We start from the raw sequence: 24,116 nt of genomic DNA, 5'->3' as shown, positions 1-24,116 counted from the left end.
GACAAATTTCGACATGTTAAGACTTTTTTTAATTTCAATAAAAATTTTTAATTTTATTTACTCTTTTACGCGCAGTACGTATATATCCTTGATCTTAAAGGCTAAGATGGTATCATAGATAGAGGACAAATATCAATATTGTATATCAAATAAAACCGCTCTCGTCCTTTGGGCGTGAGCTTTTCGACATTCTGAATGGGAGGTTGCAACATGCCGCAAGACAATAATACTTTTTATATTACAACCCCGATATATTATCCGAGCGGAAAATTACATATCGGCCATGCTTATACTACCGTGGCCGGCGATGCGATGGCGCGTTACAAAAGATTAAAAGGATTTGACGTACGCTACTTAACCGGAACGGATGAGCACGGACAGAAAATCCAGCAGAAAGCGGAGGAAGAGAATATCACGCCTCAAGCTTATGTGGATCGTGCAGTTGCTGAAATCCAAAAACTATGGAAGCAGCTCGACATTTCTCACGATGATTTCATCCGGACGACGGAAAGCCGGCACAAAGAAATTATCGAGAAAGTGTTTCAAAAACTTCTTGATAATGGTGACATTTACCTGGATGAGTATGAGGGCTGGTACAGCATCCCTGATGAAACATTCTATACGGAAACACAGCTGGTGGATGTGGAACGAAATGAGAAGGGTGAGGTTGTCGGCGGAAAAAGCCCGGACAGCGGCCATCCGGTCGAATTAATCAAAGAGGAGTCATACTTCTTCCGCATGAGCAAATACGCAGACCGCCTGCTGAAGTTTTATGAGGAAAATCCTTCTTTCATCCAGCCTGAATCACGCAAAAATGAAATGATTAACAACTTCATTAAACCGGGGCTTGAAGACTTGGCCGTTTCCAGAACGACGTTCGACTGGGGCGTAAAAGTGCCGGGAAATCCGAAGCATGTCGTGTATGTATGGATTGACGCACTGTTCAACTATATTACAGCGCTCGGTTACGATACGGAAAATGATGAGCTTTACAAAAAGTACTGGCCGGCTGACGTCCACCTTGTCGGTAAAGAAATTGTCCGTTTTCATACCATTTACTGGCCGATTATGCTGATGGCGCTTGATCTCCCGCTGCCTAAGCAAGTATTCGCGCATGGCTGGTTATTGATGAAAGACGGAAAAATGTCGAAATCAAAAGGAAATGTCGTTGATCCGGTAACGTTAATTGAACGCTACGGCTTGGATGAGCTTCGCTATTACCTGCTTCGCGAAGTACCGTTCGGTTCAGACGGTGTCTTTACGCCGGAAGGTTTCGTAGAACGGATTAATTATGACTTGGCGAACGACTTAGGAAACCTTCTGAATCGTACAGTCGCGATGATCCAAAAATATTTTGACGGTGAGATTGGTTCATATGAAGGAAATGTGACCGATTTTGATTCAGAGCTTTCTTCTGTAGCCGGTGAAACGGTTAAAGCTTATGAAAAGGCAATGGAAAACATGGAGTTTTCAGTCGCTTTATCAACGCTATGGCAATTAATCAGCCGTACGAACAAATATATTGATGAAACTGCTCCGTGGGTGCTTGCTAAAGACCAGGAAAAAGAAAAAGAATTATGTTCCGTCATGTATCATTTAGCTGAATCTTTACGTATCTCAGCCGTATTGCTCCAGCCTTTCTTGACACAAACGCCTGAAAAAATGTTTGCCCAGCTCGGAGTTGAGGATCAGTCTCTTAAAGCATGGGACAGCATTCAGACATTCGGCCAATTGAAGAACGCGAAAGTGAAAAAAGGGGAACCGCTTTTCCCTCGTCTTGAAGCTGAAGAAGAAGTAGCTTACATCAAGCAAAAAATGCAAGGAACTGCTCCTGCTAAAGAAGAAAAGGCGGAAGAGCCGCAAGAAGCAGAACGTCTTCCTGAAATTACGTTTGATCAATTTATGGATACAGAACTTCGCGTCGCAGAAGTCTTGTCCGCAGAGCCGGTGAAAAAAGCAGATCGGCTGCTGAAATTGCAAATTGATCTGGGCTTTGAACAGCGCCAAGTTGTATCAGGTATCGCGAAGCATTACACACCGGATCAGCTTGTGGGAATGAAGATCATTTGTGTAACGAATCTAAAACCGGTAAAACTGAGAGGCGAGCTTTCTCAAGGAATGATACTGGCAGGAGAATCGGACGGCGTTCTCAAAGTTGTAGCTGTCGACCAGTCATTACCGAAAGGCACTCGAATTAAATAATAGATGCAAAAGGTGTTTCACGTGTAACATTCCGTCGAACACCTTTTGTTTTTCAACAAGAAAGGAGTTTTTATGATGCTTTTTGATACACATGCGCACTTAAATGCCGAGCAATTTGACACAGACTTAGAGGAAGTCATTGCGCGTGCAAAGGCTGAAAAAGTTGAACGGATCGTCGTTGTCGGATTCGACAAACCCACTATCACGCGTGCGATGGAGCTGATTGAGGAATATGACTTTATATACGCTGCGATCGGCTGGCATCCGGTAGACGCAATTGACATGACAGAGGAAGATTTATCATGGATTAAGGAACTGTCCTCTCACGAAAAAGTTGTGGCAATCGGAGAGATGGGCCTTGATTACCACTGGGATAAATCACCAAAAGACATTCAGAAAGAAGTATTCCGGAAACAAATCGCTCTCGCCAAAGAAGTGAACCTTCCAATTATCATTCATAATCGTGATGCAACGGAAGATGTTGTCACGATTTTGAAAGAAGAGGGGGCGGAAGAAGTCGGCGGTATTATGCACTGCTTTACAGGGAGCGCGGAGGTTGCGCGGCAGTGTATCGATATGAATTTTTATATTTCATTCGGCGGACCGGTTACCTTCAAAAATGCGAAGAAACCAAAAGAAGTAGCAAAGGAAATTCCGAATGACCGTTTGCTGATTGAAACGGACTGTCCTTTCCTGACACCGCATCCTTTCCGCGGTAAACGAAATGAGCCAAGCTACGTAAAATATGTTGCTGAACAGCTCGCTGAATTAAAAGGGCTGACATATGAAGAAATTGCCTCAATTACAACCGAAAACGCAAAAAGACTTTTCCGCATGAACTGACAGAATGCGCTGTCGTAACGTGTAAAGGCTTGTCCGATTCAGTGGATATGTAAAACGGTTCTACAAGCTTCCTTCTCCTCATAAGATAGGTTGTCGATATGTCTCTCTTCCTTTTTTTGCTTTGTTTTTGCATAATGAGGGATACGCTGAAGGTTTTTCATCTTCGAGATGGGAGGGTTGACAGCATTTTAGATACTCTATATAATCTCTCCGAGGAGAAGGAGGCGTTTTTCATCACACAAAAAATGAAAAAACTGTTTTCCGTAAAGCTTGGTAAAAGCAAGGTTATTCTTATTGCAGCTATTATTCTGCTGGGCGGAACCGGGACTGCATACGGGGCACATGAGCTCTCAAAACAATCAGTTTCTGTTTCTATCAACGGCAAGAAAAAGCAAATACGCACTCATGCAAAAACGGTTGGGGAACTTCTGGAAGATTTACATATAGAGACGAGAAATGAAGACCGGATTACCCCGTCTAAGCAGACAGCATTGGCAGACAACATGAATGTCGTGTATGAAGCTGCAAAGCAGATCCGTGTGACAAGAGGCGGAGAAGAAAAGACTTTATGGTCAACGGCAAAAACAGTCGGCGCATTTCTGAACGAACAGCATACACCTGTGAATCAGCACGATAAAATAGATCCAGCAGCAGATACGAAAGTGACAAACGGCATGAAAGTCACGGTCGACCCGGCTTTTCAGGTCACTGTAAATGATGCGGGAAAGAAAAAGAAAATATGGACGACTTCGACTACGGTCGCTGACTTTTTAACGCAGCATAAGATGGACATGAAAGACGAAGATAAAGTAAAACCGGCATTACACGAAAAGCTCACAAAAAATCAGGCCGGCATACAAATCACTCGTATCGAAAAAGTCACCGATGTAGTTGAGGAAAAAATAGCGTATCAAGTGAAAGAAAAAGAAGATGCGTCTCTCGACAGCGGGAAAGAAAAGATCGTTCAAAAAGGAAAAGAAGGCAAACTTAAAAAGCATTTTCATGTTGTCAAAGAAAATGGAAAAGAAGTTTCAAGAAAGCTTGTTAAAGAAGAAACATCTGAAAAAAGCAAAGATCAAATCATTGCGGTCGGCACAAAGCGGCACAGTCCCAAGATTGAGCAGCTCAGTGCACCTGTGAAGGCATCTTCTGGCGAAACCGGATCTTCCGGTAAAGTGATTACCGTGTCTTCCACGGCTTATACCGCAAGCTGCAGCGGCTGTTCCGGCCATACGGCTACAGGCGTTAACCTGACAAGCAATCCGAATGCTAAAGTCATTGCGGTAGACCCAAGCGTCATTCCGCTCGGCACAAGAGTCCACGTAGACGGATACGGGGATGCCGTGGCCGCTGATACAGGCTCAGCCATTAAAGGAAGACGGATTGATGTCTTTTTCCCTGAAAAATCTTCGGCTTACCGCTGGGGAAAGAAACAGGTCAAAATAAAAATCTTAAATTAATTCCGATTCACTCAGAGGGTTTTGCGCCCTCTGTTTTTTTCGTTATAATAGGTAAAGTGTATTTTCAGTATATTAGACGTGACATGTAAGCAAAGGTTTCGTTTTGGATATAAAAAGTTTTTTTGGAGGAAGTAATGAAAATTAAAGAAATTATTGTAGTCGAGGGACGCGATGACACTGCGCGCATAAAACTTGCCGTTGATGCGGATACGATCGAGACAAACGGTTCCGCAATCGGAGACGAAGTCATCAGACAGATTCGGCTGGCGCAGGAAACGAGAGGGGTCATCGTGCTGACGGACCCGGATTTTCCGGGGGAAAAGATCCGGAAAACCATTTCTGAAGCAGTACCCGGCTGTAAACACGCATTTCTGCCCAAACATCTTGCCAAACCGAAAAACAAGCGCGGCATTGGCGTTGAGCACGCATCCATTGAAAGCATCAGAGCATGTCTGGAAAATGTGCATGAAGAGATGGAGGCAAAGCCGAGTGAGATTTCAGCTGAAGATGTCATACAGGCCGGTCTGATCGGCGGACCGGCTGCCAAAAGACGCCGCGAACGATTGGGCGACCTGCTGAAGATCGGCTATACAAACGGCAAGCAGCTTCAAAAACGGCTGCAAATGTTTCAAATCAAAAGAAGTGATTTTATTGATGCGCTCGATGCTATGAGGCAGGAGGAACAGGATGAACAATAAAGATATCGCGACACCTATCAGAACGAAGGAAATTCTGAAAAAGTACGGTTTCTCTTTTAAAAAGAGTCTGGGACAGAATTTCTTAATTGATACAAATATATTGGACAGAATTGTGGACCATGCGGAAATTACGGATCGGACCGGAGTCATTGAAATCGGGCCCGGAATCGGCGCGCTGACAGAGCAGCTTGCCAAACGGGCGAAAAAGGTCGTCGCGTTTGAAATTGATCAGCGCCTCCTGCCCATTCTCAATGATACGCTGTCTCCATATGACAATGTAACGATCATTCATCAAGATGTGCTGAAAGCAGACGTCAAATCCGTCATTGAAGAGCATTTTCAGGATTGTGATGAAATTATGGTGACGGCGAATCTCCCATATTATGTGACGACGCCGATCATCATGAAGCTCTTGGAAGAACATCTTCCGTTAAAAGGGATTGTCGTGATGCTGCAAAAAGAGGTCGCTGAGCGGATGGCCGCTGATCCTTCTTCTAAGGAGTACGGATCGCTTTCCATTGCGGTTCAATTCTATACGGAGGCCAAAACCGTCATGACCGTCCCGAAAACGGTGTTTGTGCCTCAGCCTAATGTTGATTCTGCCGTCATCCGTCTCTTGCTTCGTGACGGCCCGGCGGTTGACGTCGATAATGAACCGTTTTTCTTCCAGCTGATTAAAGCAAGCTTCGCACAGCGCCGGAAAACCTTGCTTAACAACCTTGTGAACAATCTTCCGGGCGGAAAAGAGAAAAAAGCTCAAATTGAAGAAGTTCTTCAAGAAACGAATATTGACGGAAAGCGGCGCGGTGAATCCCTGTCCATAGAAGAATTCGCGCTCCTGTCCAACGGATTGCATAAAGCCCTTTTCTAAGAGGGCTTTTTGTTTTGCGTCACCACTTGGACTGCCGCTACATAGGCTAGAGGAGAACCTTATTCATTCAACTGCAAGAAAAGCTTGAAACATCAAGCGCCGCAGCGGAAAGAGGTGTATTTGCCAAGACTTCTTTCATGATGAGGCTTAGTCTATTTGTGGAGTGGGTAACGTGCAATTTCAAATAGGAGATATGGTAGCCAGGAAATCCTATCAAATGGATGTTTTATTTCGCATTATCGGTATAGAGCAAACAAGCAACGGAAATTCAATTGCCATCCTGCATGGTGACGAAGTCAGATTGATTGCGGATGCTGATTTTTCTGATTTGGAGCCTGTCAGAAAAGACGAACAGGCCATGAGAAAGAAAAGAGATGAAAGCAGGATGAATGAATCTCTCGAGCTGCTCCGCCAGGATTATAAGCTGCTTCGGGAAAAACAGGAATATTATGCGACAAATCAATATCAGCATCAGGAGCACTACTTTCATATGCCCGGAAAGGTATTGCATCTGGACGGCGATGAGGCCTATTTGAAAAAGTGCCTGAACTTTTATGAAAAAATCGGTGTGCCGGTATACGGAATTCATTGCCATGAGAAAAAAATGCCGGCATCAATTGACGAGCTGCTTGATAAATACAGGCCGGATATTTTAGTCATCACCGGCCATGATGCATATTCCAAGCATAAGGGAGGCGTGAACGATTTAAGCGCCTACAGGCATTCCAAACACTTTGTCGAAACCGTTCAAAGAGCGAGGCGTAAAGTCCCTCATTTGGATCAGCTGGTCATATTCGCGGGGGCCTGCCAATCTCATTTCGAGTCTTTAATCAGAGCGGGCGCGAATTTCGCAAGTTCGCCGTCACGCGTCAATATTCATGCGCTTGACCCGGTATATATTGTCGCGAAAATCAGCTTCACTCCGTTTATGGAGCGGATCAATGTGTGGGATGTCCTGAGAAATACGCTGACGAGAGAGAAAGGGCTGGGAGGAATTGAAACGAAGGGTGTGCTGCGTGTCGGTATGCCGTATAAATCAAATGGATGAGTGATAAAACCCGCATATATTTCGCTATGCGGGTTAATTATTTTACAAATTGATACATAAATTTCCGGAACTTGTGAAAAATAACGCAGAAATCAATAGAATTTTGTCAAAATAATTTTGTTGACAATGACTTATTAACGTTGATATAATTTAAATTTTATTTGACAAAATTGGGCTCTTGTTGTACAATAAATGTAGTGAGGTGGATGCAATGGCGAAGACGTTGTCCGATATAAAAAGATCGCTTGATGGGAATTTAGGTAAACGGCTTACGTTAAAAGCAAACGGCGGCCGCCGAAAAACGATTGAGCGTTCGGGCATTTTAGCTGAGACGTACCCTTCTGTTTTTGTGATACAACTAGATCAAGACGAGAATTCGTTTGAAAGAGTTTCATACAGTTATGCTGATATTCTGACTGAGACTGTTGAATTGACATTCAATGACGATGCGGCAAGCTCAGTAGCATTTTAATGGGCAGTGAACCTTTTGTTTACTGCTTTTTGTTTTGCCTTCTAAAGCTCTTCTAATTATTCCCTCGAAAGTTTCAGCCGATTAAACGGAAGCTATAAGTGTCACATGTTTTATCGTGGCGTGCACGAATGGTGATCAATTCTATAAAAGGGGTTGTTTCGTTTGGGCAGACGTCGTGGAGTTATGTCAGATGAGTTCAAATATGAGCTGGCGAAGGACCTTGGTTTTTACGATACGGTGAAAAACGAGGGCTGGGGAGGCATTCGGGCGCGTGACGCCGGGAATATGGTAAAGCGCGCGATTGAGATTGCCGAACAGCAGATGGCGGCTCAGAACCAAAATAACCGATAATGCAGTGGCCCGGGGGACAATCCGTTCCCCGGTTTTTTCTATCGGCTGTCAAAACCGGCTTCAATTTCGGATAAGTACCTCCGGGTCTCCAAATGTGATACAATGTTCATACTTATGTTTAGATGGAGAAGTAGGTGAAAGCTATGCGTATTTTAGAAAAAGCGCCGGCCAAAATCAATCTGTCCCTCGATGTGACGAGTAAACGCCCGGATGGTTATCACGAAGTGGAGATGATCATGACGACAATTGATTTGGCAGATCGGATTGAACTGACAGAACTGCCCGAAAACGTTATCAGAGTGGCGTCGCATAATCGCTTTGTTCCGGATGATCAAAGGAATCTGGCTTATCAGGCAGCCAAACTGCTTAAAGAACGATTTCAAGTCAAAAAAGGCGTTTCCATTATGATTACAAAAGTGATCCCTGTAGCGGCAGGGCTTGCCGGCGGAAGCAGCGATGCGGCAGCCACGCTCAGAGGGCTGAACAGGCTTTGGGATTTAAAGCTTTCTGTCGAAGAGCTCGCGGAGCTTGGAGCTGAAATCGGTTCAGACGTGTCCTTCTGTGTATACGGGGGCACTGCTCTGGCAACCGGACGCGGTGAGAAGATCAGGCACATCAGTGCTCCGCCTCATTGCTGGGTCGTGCTCGCCAAACCGACGATCGGGGTATCGACTGCCGAAGTGTACCGCCGGCTGAACTTACAGCAGGTTCGGCATCCCGATGTGCAGGCGATGATTGACGCGATTGAAGAAAAAAGCTTCCAAAAGGTATGCGGACAATTAGGAAACGTATTGGAGTCGGTTACGCTCAGCCTCCATCCCGAGGTGGCGATGATTAAAAATCAAATGAAACGCTTCGGCGCTGATGCGGTGTTAATGAGCGGAAGCGGACCGACTGTATTCGGTTTGGTTCAATACGAATCGAAGGTGCAGCGGATTTATAACGGGTTAAGAGGTTTCTGTGATCAAGTGTACGCGGTGCGGATGATCGGCGAACAGAATGCTCTTGATTAAATCCGTATGTTAAGTTATATTATTTTTAAATTATTCGGATTTTGGGGGTAAGTTCATGAAGTTTCGTCGCAGCGGCAGATTGGTGGACTTAACAAATTATTTGTTAACCCATCCGCATGAATTAATACCGTTAACGTTTTTCTCAGAACGGTATCAATCAGCAAAGTCATCAATCAGTGAAGATTTAACGATTATTAAACAGACCTTTGAACAGCAAGGCATTGGGACGCTGCTTACAGTGCCGGGAGCTGCCGGAGGCGTCAAATACATTCCGAAAGTGAAACAGGCTGAAGCAGAAGCGTTTATACAGGAGCTGGGACAGTCTTTAGTAAATCCTGAGCGTATCCTTCCGGGCGGTTATGTATATTTAACGGATATCTTAGGAAAACCATCTGTCCTCTCTCATGTAGGCAGGCTTTTTGCTTCCGTTTTTGCGGAGCGGGAGATTGATGTGGTGATGACCGTTGCGACAAAAGGAATCCCTCTTGCTTACGCAGCGGCCAGTTATCTGAACGTTCCGGTTGTCATCGTGCGAAAAGACAATAAGGTGACGGAAGGCTCCACGGTGAGCATCAATTATGTATCAGGGTCATCTAACCGCATTCAAACGATGTCGCTTGCGAAAAGAAGTTTGGCTACGGGTTCGAACGTTTTGATTATTGACGATTTTATGAAAGCCGGCGGCACCATTAACGGCATGATCAGCCTGCTTGATGAGTTTAATGCAAACGTTGCGGGAATAGGCGTCTTGGTTGAAGCCGAGGGAGTGAACGAACGGCTTGTCGATGAATACATGTCACTGCTCACGCTTTCAACCATCAATATGAAAGACAAAACGATTGAGATTCAAAACGGCAATTTTCTGCGATTTTTTAAAGAACAGCATTTAAAGAATGGGGAGACAGAAAAATGACAAAAGCAATCCATACAAAACACGCGCCGGCAGCGATCGGGCCATATTCACAGGGAATCATCGTAAACAACATGTTTTACAGCTCAGGCCAGATTCCTCTTACTGCTGAAGGAGAAATGGTAAACGGTGATATCACAGAACAAACGCATCAGGTGTTCAGCAATTTAAAAGCTGTGCTGAAAGAAGCGGGCGCTTCTCTCGAGACGGTTGTCAAAGCAACGGTGTTTATTGCTGATATGGAGCAGTTTGCGGAAGTGAATGAAGTGTACGGACAATACTTTGATGTACATAAGCCGGCAAGGTCTTGTGTGGAAGTGGCGAGACTGCCGAAAGACGCTCTCGTGGAAATTGAAGTCATTGCGCTGGTGAAATCTTAAATCTCAGAAAAGTGGTTCCGGTCTCCGGGATCACTTTTTTTATGCAGTATATGATCCCCAAATATGGTTTATCACCTAATTGTGTATGTATATCCTATATTTTCAAAAAAACTTTTTGAAACGTGCAGGAATTTAAAAAGAATCGTGGAATTGTTAGACTAATGCTTTTATATAGGGAAAAGGTGGTGAACTACTGTGGAAGTTACTGACGTAAGATTACGCCGCGTGAATACCGATGGTCGCATGAGAGCGATTGCATCCATCACGCTGGATCACGAATTTGTCGTACATGATATTCGTGTGATTGATGGAAACAATGGTCTTTTCGTTGCGATGCCGAGTAAACGCACCCCTGATGGAGAATTCCGCGATATTGCTCATCCTATTAATTCCAGCACGCGGGGCAAGATCCAGGATGCTGTTTTAAATGAGTATCATCGTTTGGGTGATTCTGAAGCATTAGAATATGAAGAAGCCGGGGCTTCTTAAACATAACAAAATGTAAGGACTGCTGATAAAGGCTGACACAAGGCCTTTTCCGGCAGTCCTTTTTTAAATCTGATTTTTCAGTAATAAAGCGATTACATAGAAAATTCTTGCACTTTTTGATGTCTTCTTGAAATCAACAGCTATTTAGGATATATTTTTCTATGGATAAAAGGGATATTGGAGGCCATTAAATGGATAAGCGGTTTGCAGTGATTTTAGCTGCCGGAAAAGGAACGAGAATGAAATCGAAGCTTTACAAGGTCCTTCATCCGGTATGCGGAAAGCCTATGGTAGAGCACGTCGCAGACGAAGCTCTGAAATTATCTTTAGCGAAGCTTGTCACCATCGTAGGACACGGCGCCGAAGATGTGAAGAAGCAGCTCGGACAGAAAAGCGATTACGCTCTCCAAGCAGAACAGCTCGGTACGGCTCATGCGGTCAAACAGGCAAAACCATTTCTTCACGGAGAAAAGGGTGTCACGATCGTTATTTGCGGCGATACACCGCTTCTGACGGCGGAGACGATGGAAGCCATGCTGAATGAACATACAGACAAAGGTGCAAAAGCCACGGTGTTAACGGCCGTTGCCGACGATCCCGCCGGATACGGAAGAATCATCCGCAGTGAAGACGGCGCCGTTCAAAAAATCGTGGAGCACAAGGATGCTTCGGAGCAAGAACGTCTTGTGAAAGAAATTAACACGGGAACGTACTGTTTTGATAACGAGGCTCTTTTTCGTGTCATCGAACAGGTTTCGAATGAAAATGCCCAAGGCGAGTATTATCTGCCGGATGTGATCGAAATCCTCAAAGACGAAGGCGAAACTGTTGCCGCTTACCAGACTGGTAACTTCCAAGAGACGCTCGGAGTGAATGATAGAGTCGCTCTTTCTCAGGCTGAAATGTATATGAAAGAGCGTATTAACAAACGGCATATGCAGAACGGAGTCACTTTAATCGATCCGATGAATACGTACATCTCACCTGACGCACGTATCGGACAAGATACAGTTATTTATCCCGGAACTGTGTTAAAGGGACAAGCTGAAATCGGCGATGAATGTGTCATCGGCCCCCACACTGAGATAGAGGACAGCTCAATCGGCAGCCGCACTGTGATTAAACAATCCGTTGTCAATCGCAGCAAAGTTGGGAATGATGTAAATATCGGTCCTTTTGCTCACATCAGACCCGATTCCGCAATCGGCAATGAAGTGAAGATCGGAAACTTTGTTGAAATCAAGAAAACACAATTCGGCGACCGAAGCAAAGCATCTCATTTAAGCTATATCGGTGATGCCGAAGTGGGCACGGATGTGAATCTGGGCTGCGGCTCCATCACGGTCAATTATGATGGGAAGAAAAAGTATTTAACCAAAATTGAAGACGGCGCCTTTATTGGCTGCAACTCCAATCTGGTCGCTCCTGTTACAGTGGGAGAAGGCGCGTACGTCGCTGCGGGTTCAACCGTAACTGAAGATGTGCCGGGCGAAGCGCTTGCCATTGCCAGAGCAAGACAAGTAAATAAAGAAGATTATGTGAAAAACATTCATAAAAAATAATCCTAAAATCGGAGGTTTACCATGTCTAACGAATACGGAGATAAGAATTTAAAGATTTTTTCTTTGAATTCAAATCCAGAACTTGCAAAAGAAATCGCGGATAATGTAGGGGTTCAATTAGGAAAGTGCTCTGTTACAAGATTCAGTGACGGAGAGGTCCAGATCAACATAGAAGAAAGTATTCGCGGCTGTGATTGCTATATCATTCAGTCTACAAGTGCGCCGGTCAACGAGCACATCATGGAATTGCTGATTATGGTTGACGCTTTAAAGCGCGCTTCCGCGAAAACAATCAACATTGTCATTCCGTACTACGGTTATGCGCGCCAGGACAGAAAAGCAAGATCACGTGAACCGATTACGGCAAAACTTTTTGCAAACCTGCTTGAAACAGCGGGTGCGACACGCGTGATCGCGCTTGATTTACACGCGCCGCAAATTCAAGGTTTCTTTGATATTCCGATTGACCACTTAATGGGTGTTCCGATTTTAGGCCATTACTTTGAAGGTAAAGACTTGAAAGATATCGTCATTGTTTCTCCTGACCACGGCGGTGTGACGCGCGCCCGCAAACTTGCGGACCGTCTGAAAGCGCCGATCGCGATTATCGACAAACGCCGTCCTAGACCGAATGAGGTAGAAGTGATGAACATCGTCGGTAACGTGGAAGGTAAAACAGCGATTCTGATCGATGATATTATTGATACGGCCGGCACAATCACACTTGCCGCTAACGCGCTGGTTGAAAACGGAGCTGCAGAAGTGTATGCATGCTGTACGCACCCTGTACTGTCAGGTCCTGCCGTTGAGCGGATCAATAACTCTAAAATCAAGGAGCTTGTCGTAACGAACAGCATTAAGCTTCCTGATGAGAAAAAAATCGAACGCTTTAAGCAGCTTTCTGTCGGACCGCTTCTGGCTGAAGCGATTATCCGCGTTCACGAGAAACAATCTGTCAGCTATTTATTCAGCTAAACCGAAACTTTAAGGTTTAAATCCCAGTTATTGTGGGTATTGTTCTAATAGGACGATAAAACGATAATTAGGATGGTGCTGAATATGGCAACTTTAAAAGCAAATGAAAGAACAGATTTTAAACGTTCGACGCTTCGGAAAATCCGTCATTCAGGACATGTTCCAGGGATTATATACGGTAAAGAAATAACGAACACGCCTGTCTCTTTAGACAGTGTTGAATTGCTTAAAACATTGCGGGACGAAGGAAAAAACACGATTATCACAATTGATGTCAACGGAAATCAGCAATCGGTTATGGTGACTGATCTTCAGACAGACCCGCTCAAAAACGAATTGACGCACGCCGATTTTCAAGTCGTGAATATGAGTGAGGAGCTGGAGGCCGAGGTGCCGATTCAGCTGACGGGAGAGGCGAAGGGAGTCAAAGACGGAGGCGTCATCCAGCAGCCGCTGCATGAGCTTTCGATTAAGGCTAAGCCGAAGGACATCCCTCAGACAATCAATGTTGATATTTCCGGGCTTGAAATGAATGATGTGCTGACCATCGCAAATCTGACTGCTGACGGCAATTATACATTTACAAACGATCCGGAAGAAGTCGTGGCTTCCATCCTTCCTCCTAAGCAGGAAGCATTCGAAGAAGATGCAGAACCGTCTCCTGGGGAAGAGCCCGAAGGAGAAAATCAATAAGCGCTTTAAGACGTAACCCGCCCGAGGTTACGTCTTTTGTGCTAGAATGAGAAGAATTACAGCGATGTTGAGGGAGGATTTACGATGCTTGTGATTGCCGGTCTCGGTAACCCCGGGAAAACCTATGAGAACACGAGACATAATGTCGGCTTTATGGCCATTGACGAGCTTTCTAAAGAATGGAATATTGAATTGAATAAAACGAAATTCAACGGACTTTACGGAATCGGGTTTGTTTCCGGAAAAAAAGTTCTACTTGTTAAACCGCTTACATATATGAATTTATCAGGGGAATGTTTGCGGCCGCTACTGGATTATTATGATGCCGATCATGAAGATCTGAAAGTCATATACGATGACCTTGATCTTCCGACGGGAAAAATCAGGCTCCGGACGAAGGGGAGCGCAGGCGGACATAACGGAATTAAATCGCTTATACAGCACCTCGGAACCCCTGAATTTGACCGGGTCAGAATCGGAATCGGCCGCCCCGTCAACGGAATGAAAGTCGTTGACTATGTACTGGGAGCTTTTACGAAGGAAGAAGCGCCGCATATCAATGATGCCGTCACAAAAACCGTAAAAGCCTGCGAAGCTTCCTTAACGAAACCATTTTTAGAAGTCATGAACGAATTTAATGCAAATGTATAAGATAAATAATGGGAGACCATACTAGGGAAAAATGATTTTTTCACATCAGGAGGTCCAACGTATGGCTTTGCATTATTTCTGCCGCCACTGCGGCTTTAAGGTAGGGAGCCTGGAATATTCGACGGTGCCGACACAGTCACTTGGATTTCAGCACTTAACAAATGAGGAAAGAAACGATATGATTTCATATAAAGACAATGGAGATGTCCATGTTCTTACAATTTGTGAAGACTGCCAAGAGGCGCTGGAGCGCAATCCGCACTACCATGAACACAACACATTTATTCAATAAGAAGCTTTGGTGTAGATTCTAGACCAAAGCGTTTTTCTGTTCTTGCAGAAAATAGAGAGGAGGGCCCATATGGACAACATTCAAACCTTTATTAAAGAAAGCGATGATTTTAAATCCATTGTCAACGGTTTACATGAGGGGCTGAAGGAACAGCTGCTTGCGGGTCTGTCAGGTTCCGCGCGTTCTGTTTTTACCTCTGCCCTTGCACAGGAAACGAAAAGGCCGATTTTCTTTATCACCCATAATTTATATCAGGCCCAAAAAGTGACGGAAGATCTGACGGCGCTTCTCGGGGATCAATCTGTTTTTTTATACCCCGTGAATGAATTGATTTCTTCAGAAATTGCGGTAGCGAGCCCTGAACTGCGTGCTCAGCGGCTTGATGTCATTAATAGATTAACAAACGGAGAAGCGCCGGTCGTTGTGGCGCCCGTTGCGGCAGTGAGAAGAATGCTTCCGCCGAAGGAGCTGTGGAAAAGCAGCCAGCTCGTCATTTCACTCGGAGACGAAATAGAACCGGATCAGCTGTCCGCGCGCCTTGTAGAGGTGGGGTATGAGCGTTCCGATATGGTTTCTGCACCCGGTGAATTCAGTATTCGCGGCGGAATTATCGACATTTATCCGCTGACGTCGGAGCATCCGGTGCGAATTGAACTGTTTGATACGGAGGTCGATTCCATCAGAAGCTTCAATTCTGATGACCAGAGATCAATTGAGACGCTCAAACATGTGGCGATCGGACCGGCGAAGGAATTGATCATCAGGGCGGAAGAAAAAGCCCGGGCGATGGAAAGGCTCGATAAAGGGCTTGCCGACAGTCTGAAAAAGCTGAAGCAGGACAAACAAAAGGAAATGCTTCATATCAATATCTCACATGATAAAGAACGGTTATCAACGGGACAGACTGATCAGGAACTTGTGAAGTATCTCTCGTACTTTTACGAAAAACCTGCTAGTTTGCTAGATTATACACCGGCAGACACGTTGTTACTGTTAGACGAGGTCAGCCGCATTCATGAAATGGAGGATCAGCTGCAAAAAGAAGAGGCCGAATTTATGACAAGTCTGCTCGAGGAAGGGAAAATTCTGCATGACATTCATTTATCCTTCAGCTTTCAGGAGCTTATGAGCGAAAAGCGGCGCCCGGCTATTTATTATTCATTATTTTTGCGTCATGTCCAGCATACAAGCCCTCAGAATATCGTGAATGTGACAAGCCGGCAGATGCAGAGTTTTCACGGGCAGATGAATGTGCTCGCAGGTGAAATGGAGCGCTTTAAGAAATCAAACTTCACCGTTGTCTTTTTAGGCGCAAATAAGGACAGAACCGACAGATTGGCATCCGTGCTGGCCGATTACGAAATTGAAGCCGCAAAAACGGACAGCTCCAAAGCGCTTGTGCAAGGACAGGTCTATGTCATGGAAGGCGAGCTGCAATCCGGTTTTGAACTGCCGCTGATGAAGCTGGCCGTCATTACGGAGGAAGAGCTGTTCAAAAACCGAATCAAGAAAAAGCCGAGAAAGCAGAAGCTGACAAATGCCGAACGGATCAAAAGCTATTCCGAGCTTCAGGTCGGCGACTATGTCGTCCACGTCAACCACGGGATCGGTAAGTATTTGGGGATCGAAACACTAGAAATCAAAGGCATTCATAAAGATTACCTCAACATTCATTATCAGGGCAGCGATAAGCTGTACGTCCCTGTAGAACAAATCGACCAGGTGCAGAAGTACGTCGGCTCTGAAGGAAAAGAACCGAAGCTTTATAAACTGGGCGGCAGTGAATGGAAACGGGTGAAGAAAAAAGTTGAAAACTCCGTTCAGGATATTGCCGATGATCTGATTAAGCTTTATGCGGAACGGGAAGCAAGCAAGGGCTATGCGTTCTCGCCGGATCATGAAATGCAGCGGCAGTTCGAATCTGCTTTCCCTTATCAGGAAACAGAGGACCAGCTCCGTTCCATTCAGGAGATTAAAAAGGACATGGAAAGAGAGCGCCCGATGGACCGTTTGCTTTGCGGTGATGTCGGTTACGGGAAGACGGAGGTAGCCATCCGAGCGGCCTTTAAAGCGATCGCCGACGGAAAGCAGGTCGCGCTTCTTGTGCCGACGACGATACTCGCGCAGCAGCATTATGAAACTATTATGGAGCGTTTCCAGGACTATCCGATTAACATCGGTCTTCTCAGCCGATTCAGAACGAGAAAAGAATCCAATGAAACGATTAAAGGTCTGAAAAACGGAACGGTAGACATCGTAATCGGAACCCACAGGCTCTTATCTAAAGACGTCGTCTATAAAGATCTCGGCTTGCTCATCATTGATGAAGAGCAGCGCTTCGGCGTAACGCATAAGGAAAAAATCAAACAGATCAAAGCCAATGTCGATGTGCTGACTCTTACAGCGACGCCGATACCGCGCACGCTTCATATGTCCATGCTCGGTGTGCGGGACTTATCTGTTATTGAAACGCCGCCGGAAAACCGTTTCCCTGTTCAGACATATGTCGTGGAATACAACGGCGCGCTTGTGCGGGAAGCCATCGAAAGAGAACTGGCGCGCGGAGGACAGGTATATTTCTTGTACAACCGCGTGGATGACATCGAGCGGAAGGCTGATGAAATTTCCATGCTTGTTCCCGATGCGAAAGTGGCATATGCCCACGGAAAAATGACCGAAAATGAATTGGAAAGCGTCATGCTCAATTTTCTGGAAGGGGAATCAGACGTCCTTGTCAGCACGACTATTATTGAGACAGGCGTAGATATACCAAATGTCAATACCTTGATTGTGTTCGACGGAGACAAAATGGGGCTGTCTCAGCTGTATCAGCTGAGAGGACGGGTCGGCCGTTCCAACCGCGTCGCTTACGCGTATTTTACGTACCGCAGAGACAAAGTGCTCACTGAGGTGGCGGAAAAACGGCTGCAGGCGATTAAAGAATTTACCGAGCTGGGATCAGGCTTTAAAATCGCCATGCGTGACTTGACGATCAGGGGAGCGGGGAACCTTCTCGGCGCCCAGCAGCACGGCTTTATCGACTCAGTCGGTTTTGACCTGTACTCGCAAATGCTCAAGGAAGCGATTGAAGAGCGGAAAGGCGATATTCCGAAAAGCGAACAGTTTGAGACAGAAATTGATATCGAGCTTGACGCGTATATTCCTGAAAACTATATACAAGACGGCAAGCAAAAAATCGACATGTACAAACGCTTCAGGTCAATCGCCACAATTGAGGAGAAAAATGAGCTTCAAGATGAAATCATCGACAGGTTCGGCAGCTATCCTAAAGAGGTTGAATGGCTGTTTACGGTTGCTGAGATGAAGGTATACGGAAAATATGAACGCGTCGAACTCATCAAGCAGGATAAAGACGCGATCAGATTTACCATTTCTGAAGAGGCCAGCGCACAGATTGACGGTCAGAAATTGTTCGAACTCGGCAATAAATACGGCCGGCAGATCGGACTGGGAATGGAAGGGAAAAAGCTGAAAATCTCAGTACAGACGAAAGGCCGCAAAACGGAAGAGTGGCTGGAGACCGTGCTCGGCATGCTGAAAGGCCTTCAGGATGTGAAGAAAGAAACAATCGCGTCTTCATAAAAATTGTTACTCTCTGGTGTATATTACATTTGATGTGACGGATACTAATTTCAAGCGAGTGGCGGAAGCTACATAAAGTAAAGAGCTTTAGTACTTTCCCTTAAATATCATCACATGAAAGAGAGGCACCAGAGAGATGAAAGCTACAGGTATCGTACGTCGTATTGATGATCTAGGACGGGTCGTCATTCCTAAAGAAATTCGGAGAACTCTGCGAATCAGGGAAGGAGACCCGCTTGAAATATTCGTTGACCGCGACGGAGAAGTTATATTGAAAAAGTATTCTCCTATCAGTGAGCTTGGCGATTTTGCGAAGGAATATGCAGATGCTTTGTATGACAGTCTCGGCCATTCCGTCTTGATTTGCGACCGTGACGCGTATATTGCCGTTTCAGGCAGTTCGAAAAAAGAATTTCTGAACAAAGCCATCAGCGATTTGCTCGAAAAAACGATGGATCAGCGCAGCTCAGTGGTAGAAAACGACGTGAAGTCCGCGCAGCTTGTTAATGACATTGATGAAGATATGAGCTCCTATACAATAGCTCCGATCGTGGCAAATGGCGATCCTATCGGTGCCGTGGTCATCTTTTCCAAGGAACAGGCACTTGGAGAAGTAGAACATAAAGCGGTAGAAACGGCAGCCAGTTTTTTGGCGAGACAAATGGAGCAGTAGGTCTTATTACCATTATTGAAATAAGAAAACGGAGAAAGAGCAGCTCTTATACAAGTGCTGTTCTTTTTCATATTCATATGTGCTCTCTATCGGTTCGGCCGTTAGGATTGTGATATAATAAGCTCGTTTTATAGACGTGATTTTCTAGCGGCTGGAAGGAGCTTTTGGATGAACGATTCAGTTGGCGCCAAGCGGCAATCGGCATGGAAAGGTGCTTTTGTGCTCGTCGTTGCGGGTATCGTAACGAAGATATTAAGCGCCGTGTACAGGGTTCCTTTTCAGAATATTGTCGGTGACGTCGGATTTTACATTTATCAGCAGGTGTATCCGTTTTTAGGGATCGCGGTCATGCTGTCAACATCCGGTTTTCCGGTTATCATCTCAAAATTAATGAACGATTATAGCGATCAGAAACAAAAAATACTGAAAATTTCCGCCCTTTATGTCACGGCGGCCGGACTTGTTCTGTTTGCGCTCATGTATGTCGGCGCGGCGCCGTTGGCCGGTTTTATGGGTGACGCCCGCCTTGTGATGCTGATAAGGGTCGCGGCGTTCGCTTTCATACTGTTTCCGTTTACGGCGGTTTTCCGGGGGTATTTCCAAGGCGTGCATGATATGATGCCGTCAGCCTTATCCCAGATTACGGAACAGCTTCTTCGCGTGGCGGTGCTTCTCGGTTTATCCTTCTGGCTTTTGAAAAGCGGCCGTTCATTATACGCCGCTGGTGCGGGGGCGGCCTCGGGATCAATTGCCGGAAGCTTGGCAGCCCTTTGTGTATTGGCTGTTTTCTGGTATAAGCGGGAAGAAACCAAGAAAGACGGCGGACATATCGCAACGGCCGTCATTGTAAAAAAGCTGCTGCTTTATTCAGTCACCATCTGTATCAGCAGTGTACTCATGCTTTTGATTCAGCTTGTAGACGCCTTAAACTTATATTCACTGCTTTCAGACGGGACGGAGAGCCATGCCGCGAAACAGCTGAAAGGCATATATGACCGCGGACAGCCGCTCCTTCAGCTGGGAACCGTGTTTGCCGTCAGTATCGCCGCGTCATTGGTTCCTTCAATTTCAAAAGCGGTGCATGAGAATAAGCCGTTTATCATAAAAGAGAAAGCGACATCAGCCGTCAAGCTCTGCCTTGCGGTAGGGATCGGTGCATCAGCCGGGCTTTTTTGCATTTTAGAGCCGGTGAATATCATGCTTTTCCAAAACAGTGAGGGGACGCAGACCTTACAAATATTCAGCTTATCTATCTTTTTTGCCTCGATTGCGCTTACAGCAGCCGCGATTCTGCAAGGAGCGGGACATACCGTTTTCCCCGCCGTATCCGTTTTGGCGGGAGGGGCGCTGAAATGGGTGCTGAATGTTTGGCTGGTCCCCGGCTGGGGTATTAGAGGAGCGGCACTGGCGACCGTCTTGGCATTTGCCGCAGTTGCGTGCCTGAATCTCCGGAGAATTTGGTCGAAGGGCTGGCTGACGAATATCGGCGGCGTGATTGCCCGTCTGTGCTGGTGCAGTCTGCTGATGGTCTTCTTTCTGCTCGTATATATGAAGCTATGGCAGTTATTTGTTCCCGTCAGCAGGGCCGGAGCTGTATGTGAGAGTCTGTCTGCGTCAGTCATCGGAGGGCTATTGTTTATTTATTGTATGATAAGAATGAAGATTTTCACGGACGAAGAGCTGAGCGGCCTTCCTTTCGGCAGTGCTTTAAGCAAATTGAAAAAGAGGAGAGAAAAACATGGCAGGTAACATTACGGTCGTCGGCCTCGGCGCCGGAGACATGGATCAGTTGACAGTGGGCATACATAAGCTGCTGACTCAGGCGAAGCATTTATATATAAGAACGAAAGACCACCCTTTGATTCCGGAATTAGAGCAAGAGACGGAAGCGGACATCCGGTATTTTGATGATATTTATGAAAAACATGATCAGTTTGAAGCGGTCTATGAAGAGATCGCGGACATTCTGTTTGAAAAAGCGAAGCAAGAGGATGTCGTCTACGCTGTTCCCGGACATCCGTTTGTCGCTGAGAAAACCGTTCAGCTGTTATTTGAACGCCGGGAAGAACAACAGGTAGCTGTTCATACTGCCGGAGGGCAAAGCTTTTTGGATGCCACTTTTAATGCATTGCGAATTGATCCGATTGAAGGGTTTCAATTTACGGATGCGCAAACAATGACGCCGGATGAGCTCGAACTCCGCCATCACCTGATCATTTGCCAGGTTTATGACCAAATGACGGCCTCTGAGGTGAAGCTGACGCTTATGGAGAAATTGCCTGACGACTATGAAGTGGTCATCGTCACGGCAGCCGGAAGCAAGGGAGAAAAGATGACCAAGGTGCCTTTGTTTGAGCTTGACCGCAATGTAGAAATAAATAACTTAACAAGCGTGTATGTTCCGCCGATTAAAAAAGAAGAACTCCTTTACCAGGAATTTTCTGCATTCCGAAGTATTATTCGCGAGCTTCGCGGGCCGAACGGCTGTCCGTGGGATCAAAAGCAGACACACCAGTCATTAAAGAAATATATGATTGAGGAATGCTACGAACTGCTTGAGGCCATTGACGAAGAGGACACGGATCACATGATAGAAGAACTCGGGGACGTCATGCTTCAGGTTATGCTGCACGCCCAGATCGGAGAAGACGAGGGGTATTTCTCAATTGATGATGTCATCAGAGACATCAGTGCGAAGATGGTCAGACGGCACCCGCATGTGTTTAAGGATGTTAAGGTTCAGGATGAACATGATGTCGTCGCCAACTGGGAAGAAATCAAAAAGGCGGAAAAGCAAACAACATCCACTTCATTGCTGGATGCCGTGCCGAAAACACTGCCTTCTCTTGCAAAAGCGGCCAAGCTTCAGAAAAAAGCCGCAAAAACCGGCTTTGACTGGGATGACGTTCAGGATATATGGGATAAAGTAAATGAAGAGCTGAAGGAATTTTCTGCAGAGGCTTCCGCCGAATCAGCAGATGAAATCAGCTTAAAAGCTGAATTCGGCGATGTTTTATTTGCATTGGTCAATATCGGCCGATACTATAAAATTGAGCCTGAGGAAGCGCTCGCCATGACAAATGACAAATTCCGCAGACGCTTTGCTTATATTGAGAAAGAAGCGGCAGCAAAGGGACTTGAATTGACCGCAATGTCACTTGAGGAAATGGACAAATTGTGGGATGAAGCAAAAGAAATGGAGAGGAGATTCTGATATGAGACTTGATAAGTTTTTAAAAGTATCCAGATTAATTAAACGCCGCACATTGGCGAAAGAGGTCGCCGATCAAGGGAGAATCACAGTTAACGGGAATCAGGCGAAAGCCAGCTCAGACGTAAAAGCCGGCGATGAACTGACGGTCCGCTTCGGCCAGAAGCTTGTCACCGTGAAGGTAAACGAATTGAAAGAAACAACGAAAAAAGAAGAAGCCGCGGGCATGTATACAATCGTCAAGGAAGAAAAACTCGGCGAATAGGCTTGTTCTAAACAAGGCTCCCGTCTCATACAATGCAGTAATAATGCTAAAAGTATCGAGGATATGGGGGCTGAATAGATGAATTCATATTATGAGCAAAAAGGTTCTTCTTCTGTTCCGGAACAGCATGATGTAACGATGAAAGGGAGAAAGCATTTAGACATTTCGGGCGTCAAGCATGTAGAAAGTTTTGACAACGAAGAGTTTTTGCTGGAAACGGTTATGGGAATGCTTTCCGTCAGAGGCGAGAACCTGCAGATGAAAAATCTTGATGTGGAAAAAGGGATTGTATCTATAAAAGGCAGGGTGTTTGACCTTGTATATTTAGACGAGCAGCAAGGGGATAAAGCTAAAGGGTTTTTTAGCAAGTTGTTTAAATGACGCTGACCACCCAATTTTATACGATGCTGGCAATGACCGGTATGGGCGCCTGGCTCGGAGCGTCGCTTGATACATACAGGCTGTTTGTCAGCCGCGCCAAAACGGCCAGATGGCTGTTATTCATTCATGACATTCTCTTTTGGATTGTACAAGGTCTGCTGTTTTTCTATGTGCTGCTCAACGTGAATGAAGGGGAACTCAGGGTATACATTTTCTTGGCTGTCTTACTGGGGATTGCGACGTACCAAAGCCTGTTTAAACGAATGTATATAAAAATACTGAAATTTGCCATTCATCTTGCGGTGTCTCTTTACCAATTCGCAAAAAAGCTCATTCAGCACGTGCTGTTCCGTCCGGTGCTTCTGCTCTTTAAGCTGCTCATCGGGCTGATCACGGTTATTTCTTTATACTCCTATCGGGTGAGTGCCTTTTTTGCGAAGTGTCTTTTTAAGATCGTAACGTTTTTGCTGTATCCGCTGTTTTTCCTGTTGAAACAATTATTGAAACTTCTTCCTGAAAAGTGGCGTCTTACTTTCAAACGATATTTTCAAAAAAGTGCAGGATTTTTACAAAAGAGCAAGAAACTAATCATAACAATCAGATCGACCATGATACGTATTTTGAAAAGGTGAAAGGAGGACCGTCTGGTTTGAATCTATCTAGAGAACGTACAATAACTGAAATCCAAAACGACTATAAAGAGCAGGTTGAACGGCAATCCCAGCTTATGAAAAGAAGGCGGAAAGGGCTTTTCAGACGGTTGATCGTATTCGGCGCCCTTGTGTTGTTGACGGCTATTGTCTTAGCGGGTTCTCTGTGGTCACAGACCTCTTCCCTTAGCGCAAACGAAGAAAAGAAAGCTCAGCTGGAAAAACAAGTGAAAGAATTGAACGCGAAACAGGCTGATTTAAAAGATGAAATTTCCAAATTAAAGGATGAGGATTACGTCACAGAGCTTGCCAGAAGAGACTTGTTTATGTCAGGAAATGGTGAGATTCTCTTCAATGTAGAAAAGAAGAGCAAGTAGCCTTGTTGACACTTAAATTTTTATTTAGGTATAATTAAACAAACGA

Annotated in this window: 25 protein-coding genes; all 25 read left to right on the top strand. The window is 45.4% G+C overall.

Going from position 1 to position 24,116, the window contains the following annotated elements; all coding sequences use genetic code 11:
* The first annotated feature begins 210 nt into the window (after positions 1-210).
* The 25 genes from metG to divIC all read left to right on the top strand — a co-directional run bounded on the left by metG (position 211) and on the right by divIC (position 24,070).
* Complete coding sequence (gene metG, locus D5S11_RS17645) at positions 211-2,202, top strand: methionine--tRNA ligase (protein WP_042635682.1); 1,992 nt, start codon at positions 211-213, stop codon at positions 2,200-2,202.
* A 75-nt stretch (positions 2,203-2,277) separates the two neighbouring features.
* Positions 2,278-3,045: a TatD family hydrolase gene (locus tag D5S11_RS17640; protein ID WP_042635683.1), complete on the top strand. Its 768-nt coding sequence runs from the start codon at positions 2,278-2,280 to the stop codon at positions 3,043-3,045.
* Between the two features lie 134 nt (positions 3,046-3,179).
* A complete protein-coding gene (locus D5S11_RS17635) occupies positions 3,180-4,505 on the top strand; it encodes a resuscitation-promoting factor (RefSeq protein ID WP_023356663.1) in 1,326 nt (441 codons plus the stop codon).
* A 134-nt stretch (positions 4,506-4,639) separates the two neighbouring features.
* Positions 4,640-5,203 (top strand): ribonuclease M5, encoded by a 564-nt coding sequence (rnmV, locus tag D5S11_RS17630; RefSeq protein ID WP_004264696.1) that lies wholly within the window; start codon positions 4,640-4,642, stop codon positions 5,201-5,203.
* Complete coding sequence (gene rsmA, locus D5S11_RS17625; RefSeq protein ID WP_015239023.1) at positions 5,193-6,074, top strand: 16S rRNA (adenine(1518)-N(6)/adenine(1519)-N(6))-dimethyltransferase RsmA; 882 nt, start codon at positions 5,193-5,195, stop codon at positions 6,072-6,074. Before rnmV ends, rsmA begins: the two co-directional genes overlap by 11 nt.
* Positions 6,075-6,246: 172 nt before the next feature.
* A complete protein-coding gene (gene yabG / locus D5S11_RS17620; protein ID WP_004264691.1) occupies positions 6,247-7,122 on the top strand; it encodes a sporulation peptidase YabG in 876 nt (291 codons plus the stop codon).
* Between the two features lie 211 nt (positions 7,123-7,333).
* Positions 7,334-7,594, top strand: coding sequence for a biofilm formation stimulator Veg (gene veg, locus D5S11_RS17615; RefSeq protein ID WP_003218330.1), 261 nt, complete (start codon positions 7,334-7,336; stop codon positions 7,592-7,594).
* Between the two features lie 162 nt (positions 7,595-7,756).
* Positions 7,757-7,945: a small, acid-soluble spore protein, alpha/beta type gene (locus D5S11_RS17610; protein ID WP_011996172.1), complete on the top strand. Its 189-nt coding sequence runs from the start codon at positions 7,757-7,759 to the stop codon at positions 7,943-7,945.
* Between the two features lie 143 nt (positions 7,946-8,088).
* Positions 8,089-8,958 carry a 4-(cytidine 5'-diphospho)-2-C-methyl-D-erythritol kinase gene (ispE, locus tag D5S11_RS17605; RefSeq protein ID WP_007409927.1) on the top strand — a complete coding sequence of 290 codons (870 nt, stop codon included), beginning with the start codon at positions 8,089-8,091 and terminating at the stop codon, positions 8,956-8,958.
* Between the two features lie 55 nt (positions 8,959-9,013).
* On the top strand, positions 9,014-9,871 hold the full coding sequence (gene purR / locus D5S11_RS17600; RefSeq protein ID WP_004264666.1) for a pur operon repressor: 858 nt from the start codon (positions 9,014-9,016) through the stop codon (positions 9,869-9,871).
* A complete protein-coding gene (gene ridA, locus D5S11_RS17595; RefSeq protein ID WP_004264663.1) occupies positions 9,868-10,248 on the top strand; it encodes a 2-iminobutanoate/2-iminopropanoate deaminase in 381 nt (126 codons plus the stop codon). The genes purR and ridA overlap by 4 nt, the downstream gene beginning before the upstream one ends.
* Before the next feature lie 195 nt (positions 10,249-10,443).
* Positions 10,444-10,737: a septation regulator SpoVG gene (spoVG, locus tag D5S11_RS17590; protein ID WP_004264660.1), complete on the top strand. Its 294-nt coding sequence runs from the start codon at positions 10,444-10,446 to the stop codon at positions 10,735-10,737.
* A 191-nt stretch (positions 10,738-10,928) separates the two neighbouring features.
* Positions 10,929-12,299, top strand: coding sequence for a bifunctional UDP-N-acetylglucosamine diphosphorylase/glucosamine-1-phosphate N-acetyltransferase GlmU (glmU, locus tag D5S11_RS17585; RefSeq protein ID WP_004264658.1), 1,371 nt, complete (start codon positions 10,929-10,931; stop codon positions 12,297-12,299).
* A 21-nt stretch (positions 12,300-12,320) separates the two neighbouring features.
* Entirely contained in the window at positions 12,321-13,274 is a 954-nt protein-coding gene (locus tag D5S11_RS17580) for a ribose-phosphate diphosphokinase (RefSeq protein WP_007409928.1), read from the top strand.
* Between the two features lie 84 nt (positions 13,275-13,358).
* Positions 13,359-13,967: a 50S ribosomal protein L25/general stress protein Ctc gene (locus D5S11_RS17575; RefSeq protein WP_108725196.1), complete on the top strand. Its 609-nt coding sequence runs from the start codon at positions 13,359-13,361 to the stop codon at positions 13,965-13,967.
* Positions 13,968-14,051: 84 nt separating this feature from the next.
* Entirely contained in the window at positions 14,052-14,618 is a 567-nt protein-coding gene (gene pth / locus D5S11_RS17570; RefSeq protein WP_108725195.1) for an aminoacyl-tRNA hydrolase, read from the top strand.
* Positions 14,619-14,679: 61 nt separating this feature from the next.
* On the top strand, positions 14,680-14,910 hold the full coding sequence (gene fin / locus D5S11_RS17565) for an anti-sigma-F factor Fin (protein WP_004264650.1): 231 nt from the start codon (positions 14,680-14,682) through the stop codon (positions 14,908-14,910).
* 69 nt (positions 14,911-14,979) lie between these two features.
* Positions 14,980-18,513: a transcription-repair coupling factor gene (gene mfd, locus D5S11_RS17560; RefSeq protein WP_007409931.1), complete on the top strand. Its 3,534-nt coding sequence runs from the start codon at positions 14,980-14,982 to the stop codon at positions 18,511-18,513.
* 136 nt (positions 18,514-18,649) lie between these two features.
* Entirely contained in the window at positions 18,650-19,186 is a 537-nt protein-coding gene (gene spoVT / locus D5S11_RS17555; protein WP_004264646.1) for a stage V sporulation protein T, read from the top strand.
* A gap of 168 nt (positions 19,187-19,354) precedes the next feature.
* Positions 19,355-20,935: a putative polysaccharide biosynthesis protein gene (locus D5S11_RS17550; RefSeq protein ID WP_108725194.1), complete on the top strand. Its 1,581-nt coding sequence runs from the start codon at positions 19,355-19,357 to the stop codon at positions 20,933-20,935.
* Positions 20,925-22,400: a bifunctional methyltransferase/pyrophosphohydrolase YabN gene (gene yabN / locus D5S11_RS17545; protein WP_007409933.1), complete on the top strand. Its 1,476-nt coding sequence runs from the start codon at positions 20,925-20,927 to the stop codon at positions 22,398-22,400. The genes D5S11_RS17550 and yabN overlap by 11 nt, the downstream gene beginning before the upstream one ends.
* Before the next feature lies 1 nt (position 22,401).
* Positions 22,402-22,662, top strand: a complete 261-nt coding sequence (locus tag D5S11_RS17540; protein WP_007409934.1) for an RNA-binding S4 domain-containing protein — start codon at positions 22,402-22,404, stop codon at positions 22,660-22,662.
* Positions 22,663-22,740: 78 nt separating this feature from the next.
* Entirely contained in the window at positions 22,741-23,043 is a 303-nt protein-coding gene (gene yabP, locus D5S11_RS17535; RefSeq protein WP_004264638.1) for a sporulation protein YabP, read from the top strand.
* Positions 23,040-23,675, top strand: a complete 636-nt coding sequence (gene yabQ, locus D5S11_RS17530) for a spore cortex biosynthesis protein YabQ (RefSeq protein WP_007409935.1) — start codon at positions 23,040-23,042, stop codon at positions 23,673-23,675. The genes yabP and yabQ overlap by 4 nt, the downstream gene beginning before the upstream one ends.
* A gap of 17 nt (positions 23,676-23,692) precedes the next feature.
* Entirely contained in the window at positions 23,693-24,070 is a 378-nt protein-coding gene (gene divIC / locus D5S11_RS17525; protein WP_004264632.1) for a cell division protein DivIC, read from the top strand.
* Positions 24,071-24,116 lie beyond the last annotated feature (46 nt).

The sequence above is a fragment of the Bacillus sp. L75 genome (assembly GCF_003676355.1).
In the GTDB taxonomy this organism is placed as follows: domain Bacteria; phylum Bacillota; class Bacilli; order Bacillales; family Bacillaceae; genus Bacillus; species Bacillus velezensis.
Note: the sequence above shows the minus strand (reverse complement) of the source record. Positions and strands in the feature narration are given on the sequence as shown.

What these genes read in the sequence shown, in the direction of transcription:
- yabN (WP_007409933.1), top strand. Translation starts at nt 20,925, where the DNA reads ATGGCAGGTAACATTACGGTCGTCGGCCTCGGCGCCGGAGACATGGAT.
- spoVT (WP_004264646.1), top strand. Translation starts at nt 18,650, where the DNA reads ATGAAAGCTACAGGTATCGTACGTCGTATTGATGATCTAGGACGGGTC.
- D5S11_RS17575 (WP_108725196.1), top strand. Translation starts at nt 13,359, where the DNA reads ATGGCAACTTTAAAAGCAAATGAAAGAACAGATTTTAAACGTTCGACG.
- D5S11_RS17580 (WP_007409928.1), top strand. Translation starts at nt 12,321, where the DNA reads ATGTCTAACGAATACGGAGATAAGAATTTAAAGATTTTTTCTTTGAAT.
- mfd (WP_007409931.1), top strand. Translation starts at nt 14,980, where the DNA reads ATGGACAACATTCAAACCTTTATTAAAGAAAGCGATGATTTTAAATCC.
- purR (WP_004264666.1), top strand. Translation starts at nt 9,014, where the DNA reads ATGAAGTTTCGTCGCAGCGGCAGATTGGTGGACTTAACAAATTATTTG.
- fin (WP_004264650.1), top strand. Translation starts at nt 14,680, where the DNA reads ATGGCTTTGCATTATTTCTGCCGCCACTGCGGCTTTAAGGTAGGGAGC.
- rnmV (WP_004264696.1), top strand. Translation starts at nt 4,640, where the DNA reads ATGAAAATTAAAGAAATTATTGTAGTCGAGGGACGCGATGACACTGCG.
- D5S11_RS17635 (WP_023356663.1), top strand. Translation starts at nt 3,180, where the DNA reads ATGAGGGATACGCTGAAGGTTTTTCATCTTCGAGATGGGAGGGTTGAC.
- yabP (WP_004264638.1), top strand. Translation starts at nt 22,741, where the DNA reads ATGAATTCATATTATGAGCAAAAAGGTTCTTCTTCTGTTCCGGAACAG.
- D5S11_RS17540 (WP_007409934.1), top strand. Translation starts at nt 22,402, where the DNA reads ATGAGACTTGATAAGTTTTTAAAAGTATCCAGATTAATTAAACGCCGC.
- ispE (WP_007409927.1), top strand. Translation starts at nt 8,089, where the DNA reads ATGCGTATTTTAGAAAAAGCGCCGGCCAAAATCAATCTGTCCCTCGAT.
- rsmA (WP_015239023.1), top strand. Translation starts at nt 5,193, where the DNA reads ATGAACAATAAAGATATCGCGACACCTATCAGAACGAAGGAAATTCTG.
- yabQ (WP_007409935.1), top strand. Translation starts at nt 23,040, where the DNA reads ATGACGCTGACCACCCAATTTTATACGATGCTGGCAATGACCGGTATG.
- veg (WP_003218330.1), top strand. Translation starts at nt 7,334, where the DNA reads ATGGCGAAGACGTTGTCCGATATAAAAAGATCGCTTGATGGGAATTTA.
- pth (WP_108725195.1), top strand. Translation starts at nt 14,052, where the DNA reads ATGCTTGTGATTGCCGGTCTCGGTAACCCCGGGAAAACCTATGAGAAC.
- ridA (WP_004264663.1), top strand. Translation starts at nt 9,868, where the DNA reads ATGACAAAAGCAATCCATACAAAACACGCGCCGGCAGCGATCGGGCCA.
- D5S11_RS17640 (WP_042635683.1), top strand. Translation starts at nt 2,278, where the DNA reads ATGCTTTTTGATACACATGCGCACTTAAATGCCGAGCAATTTGACACA.
- metG (WP_042635682.1), top strand. Translation starts at nt 211, where the DNA reads ATGCCGCAAGACAATAATACTTTTTATATTACAACCCCGATATATTAT.
- D5S11_RS17550 (WP_108725194.1), top strand. Translation starts at nt 19,355, where the DNA reads ATGAACGATTCAGTTGGCGCCAAGCGGCAATCGGCATGGAAAGGTGCT.
- glmU (WP_004264658.1), top strand. Translation starts at nt 10,929, where the DNA reads ATGGATAAGCGGTTTGCAGTGATTTTAGCTGCCGGAAAAGGAACGAGA.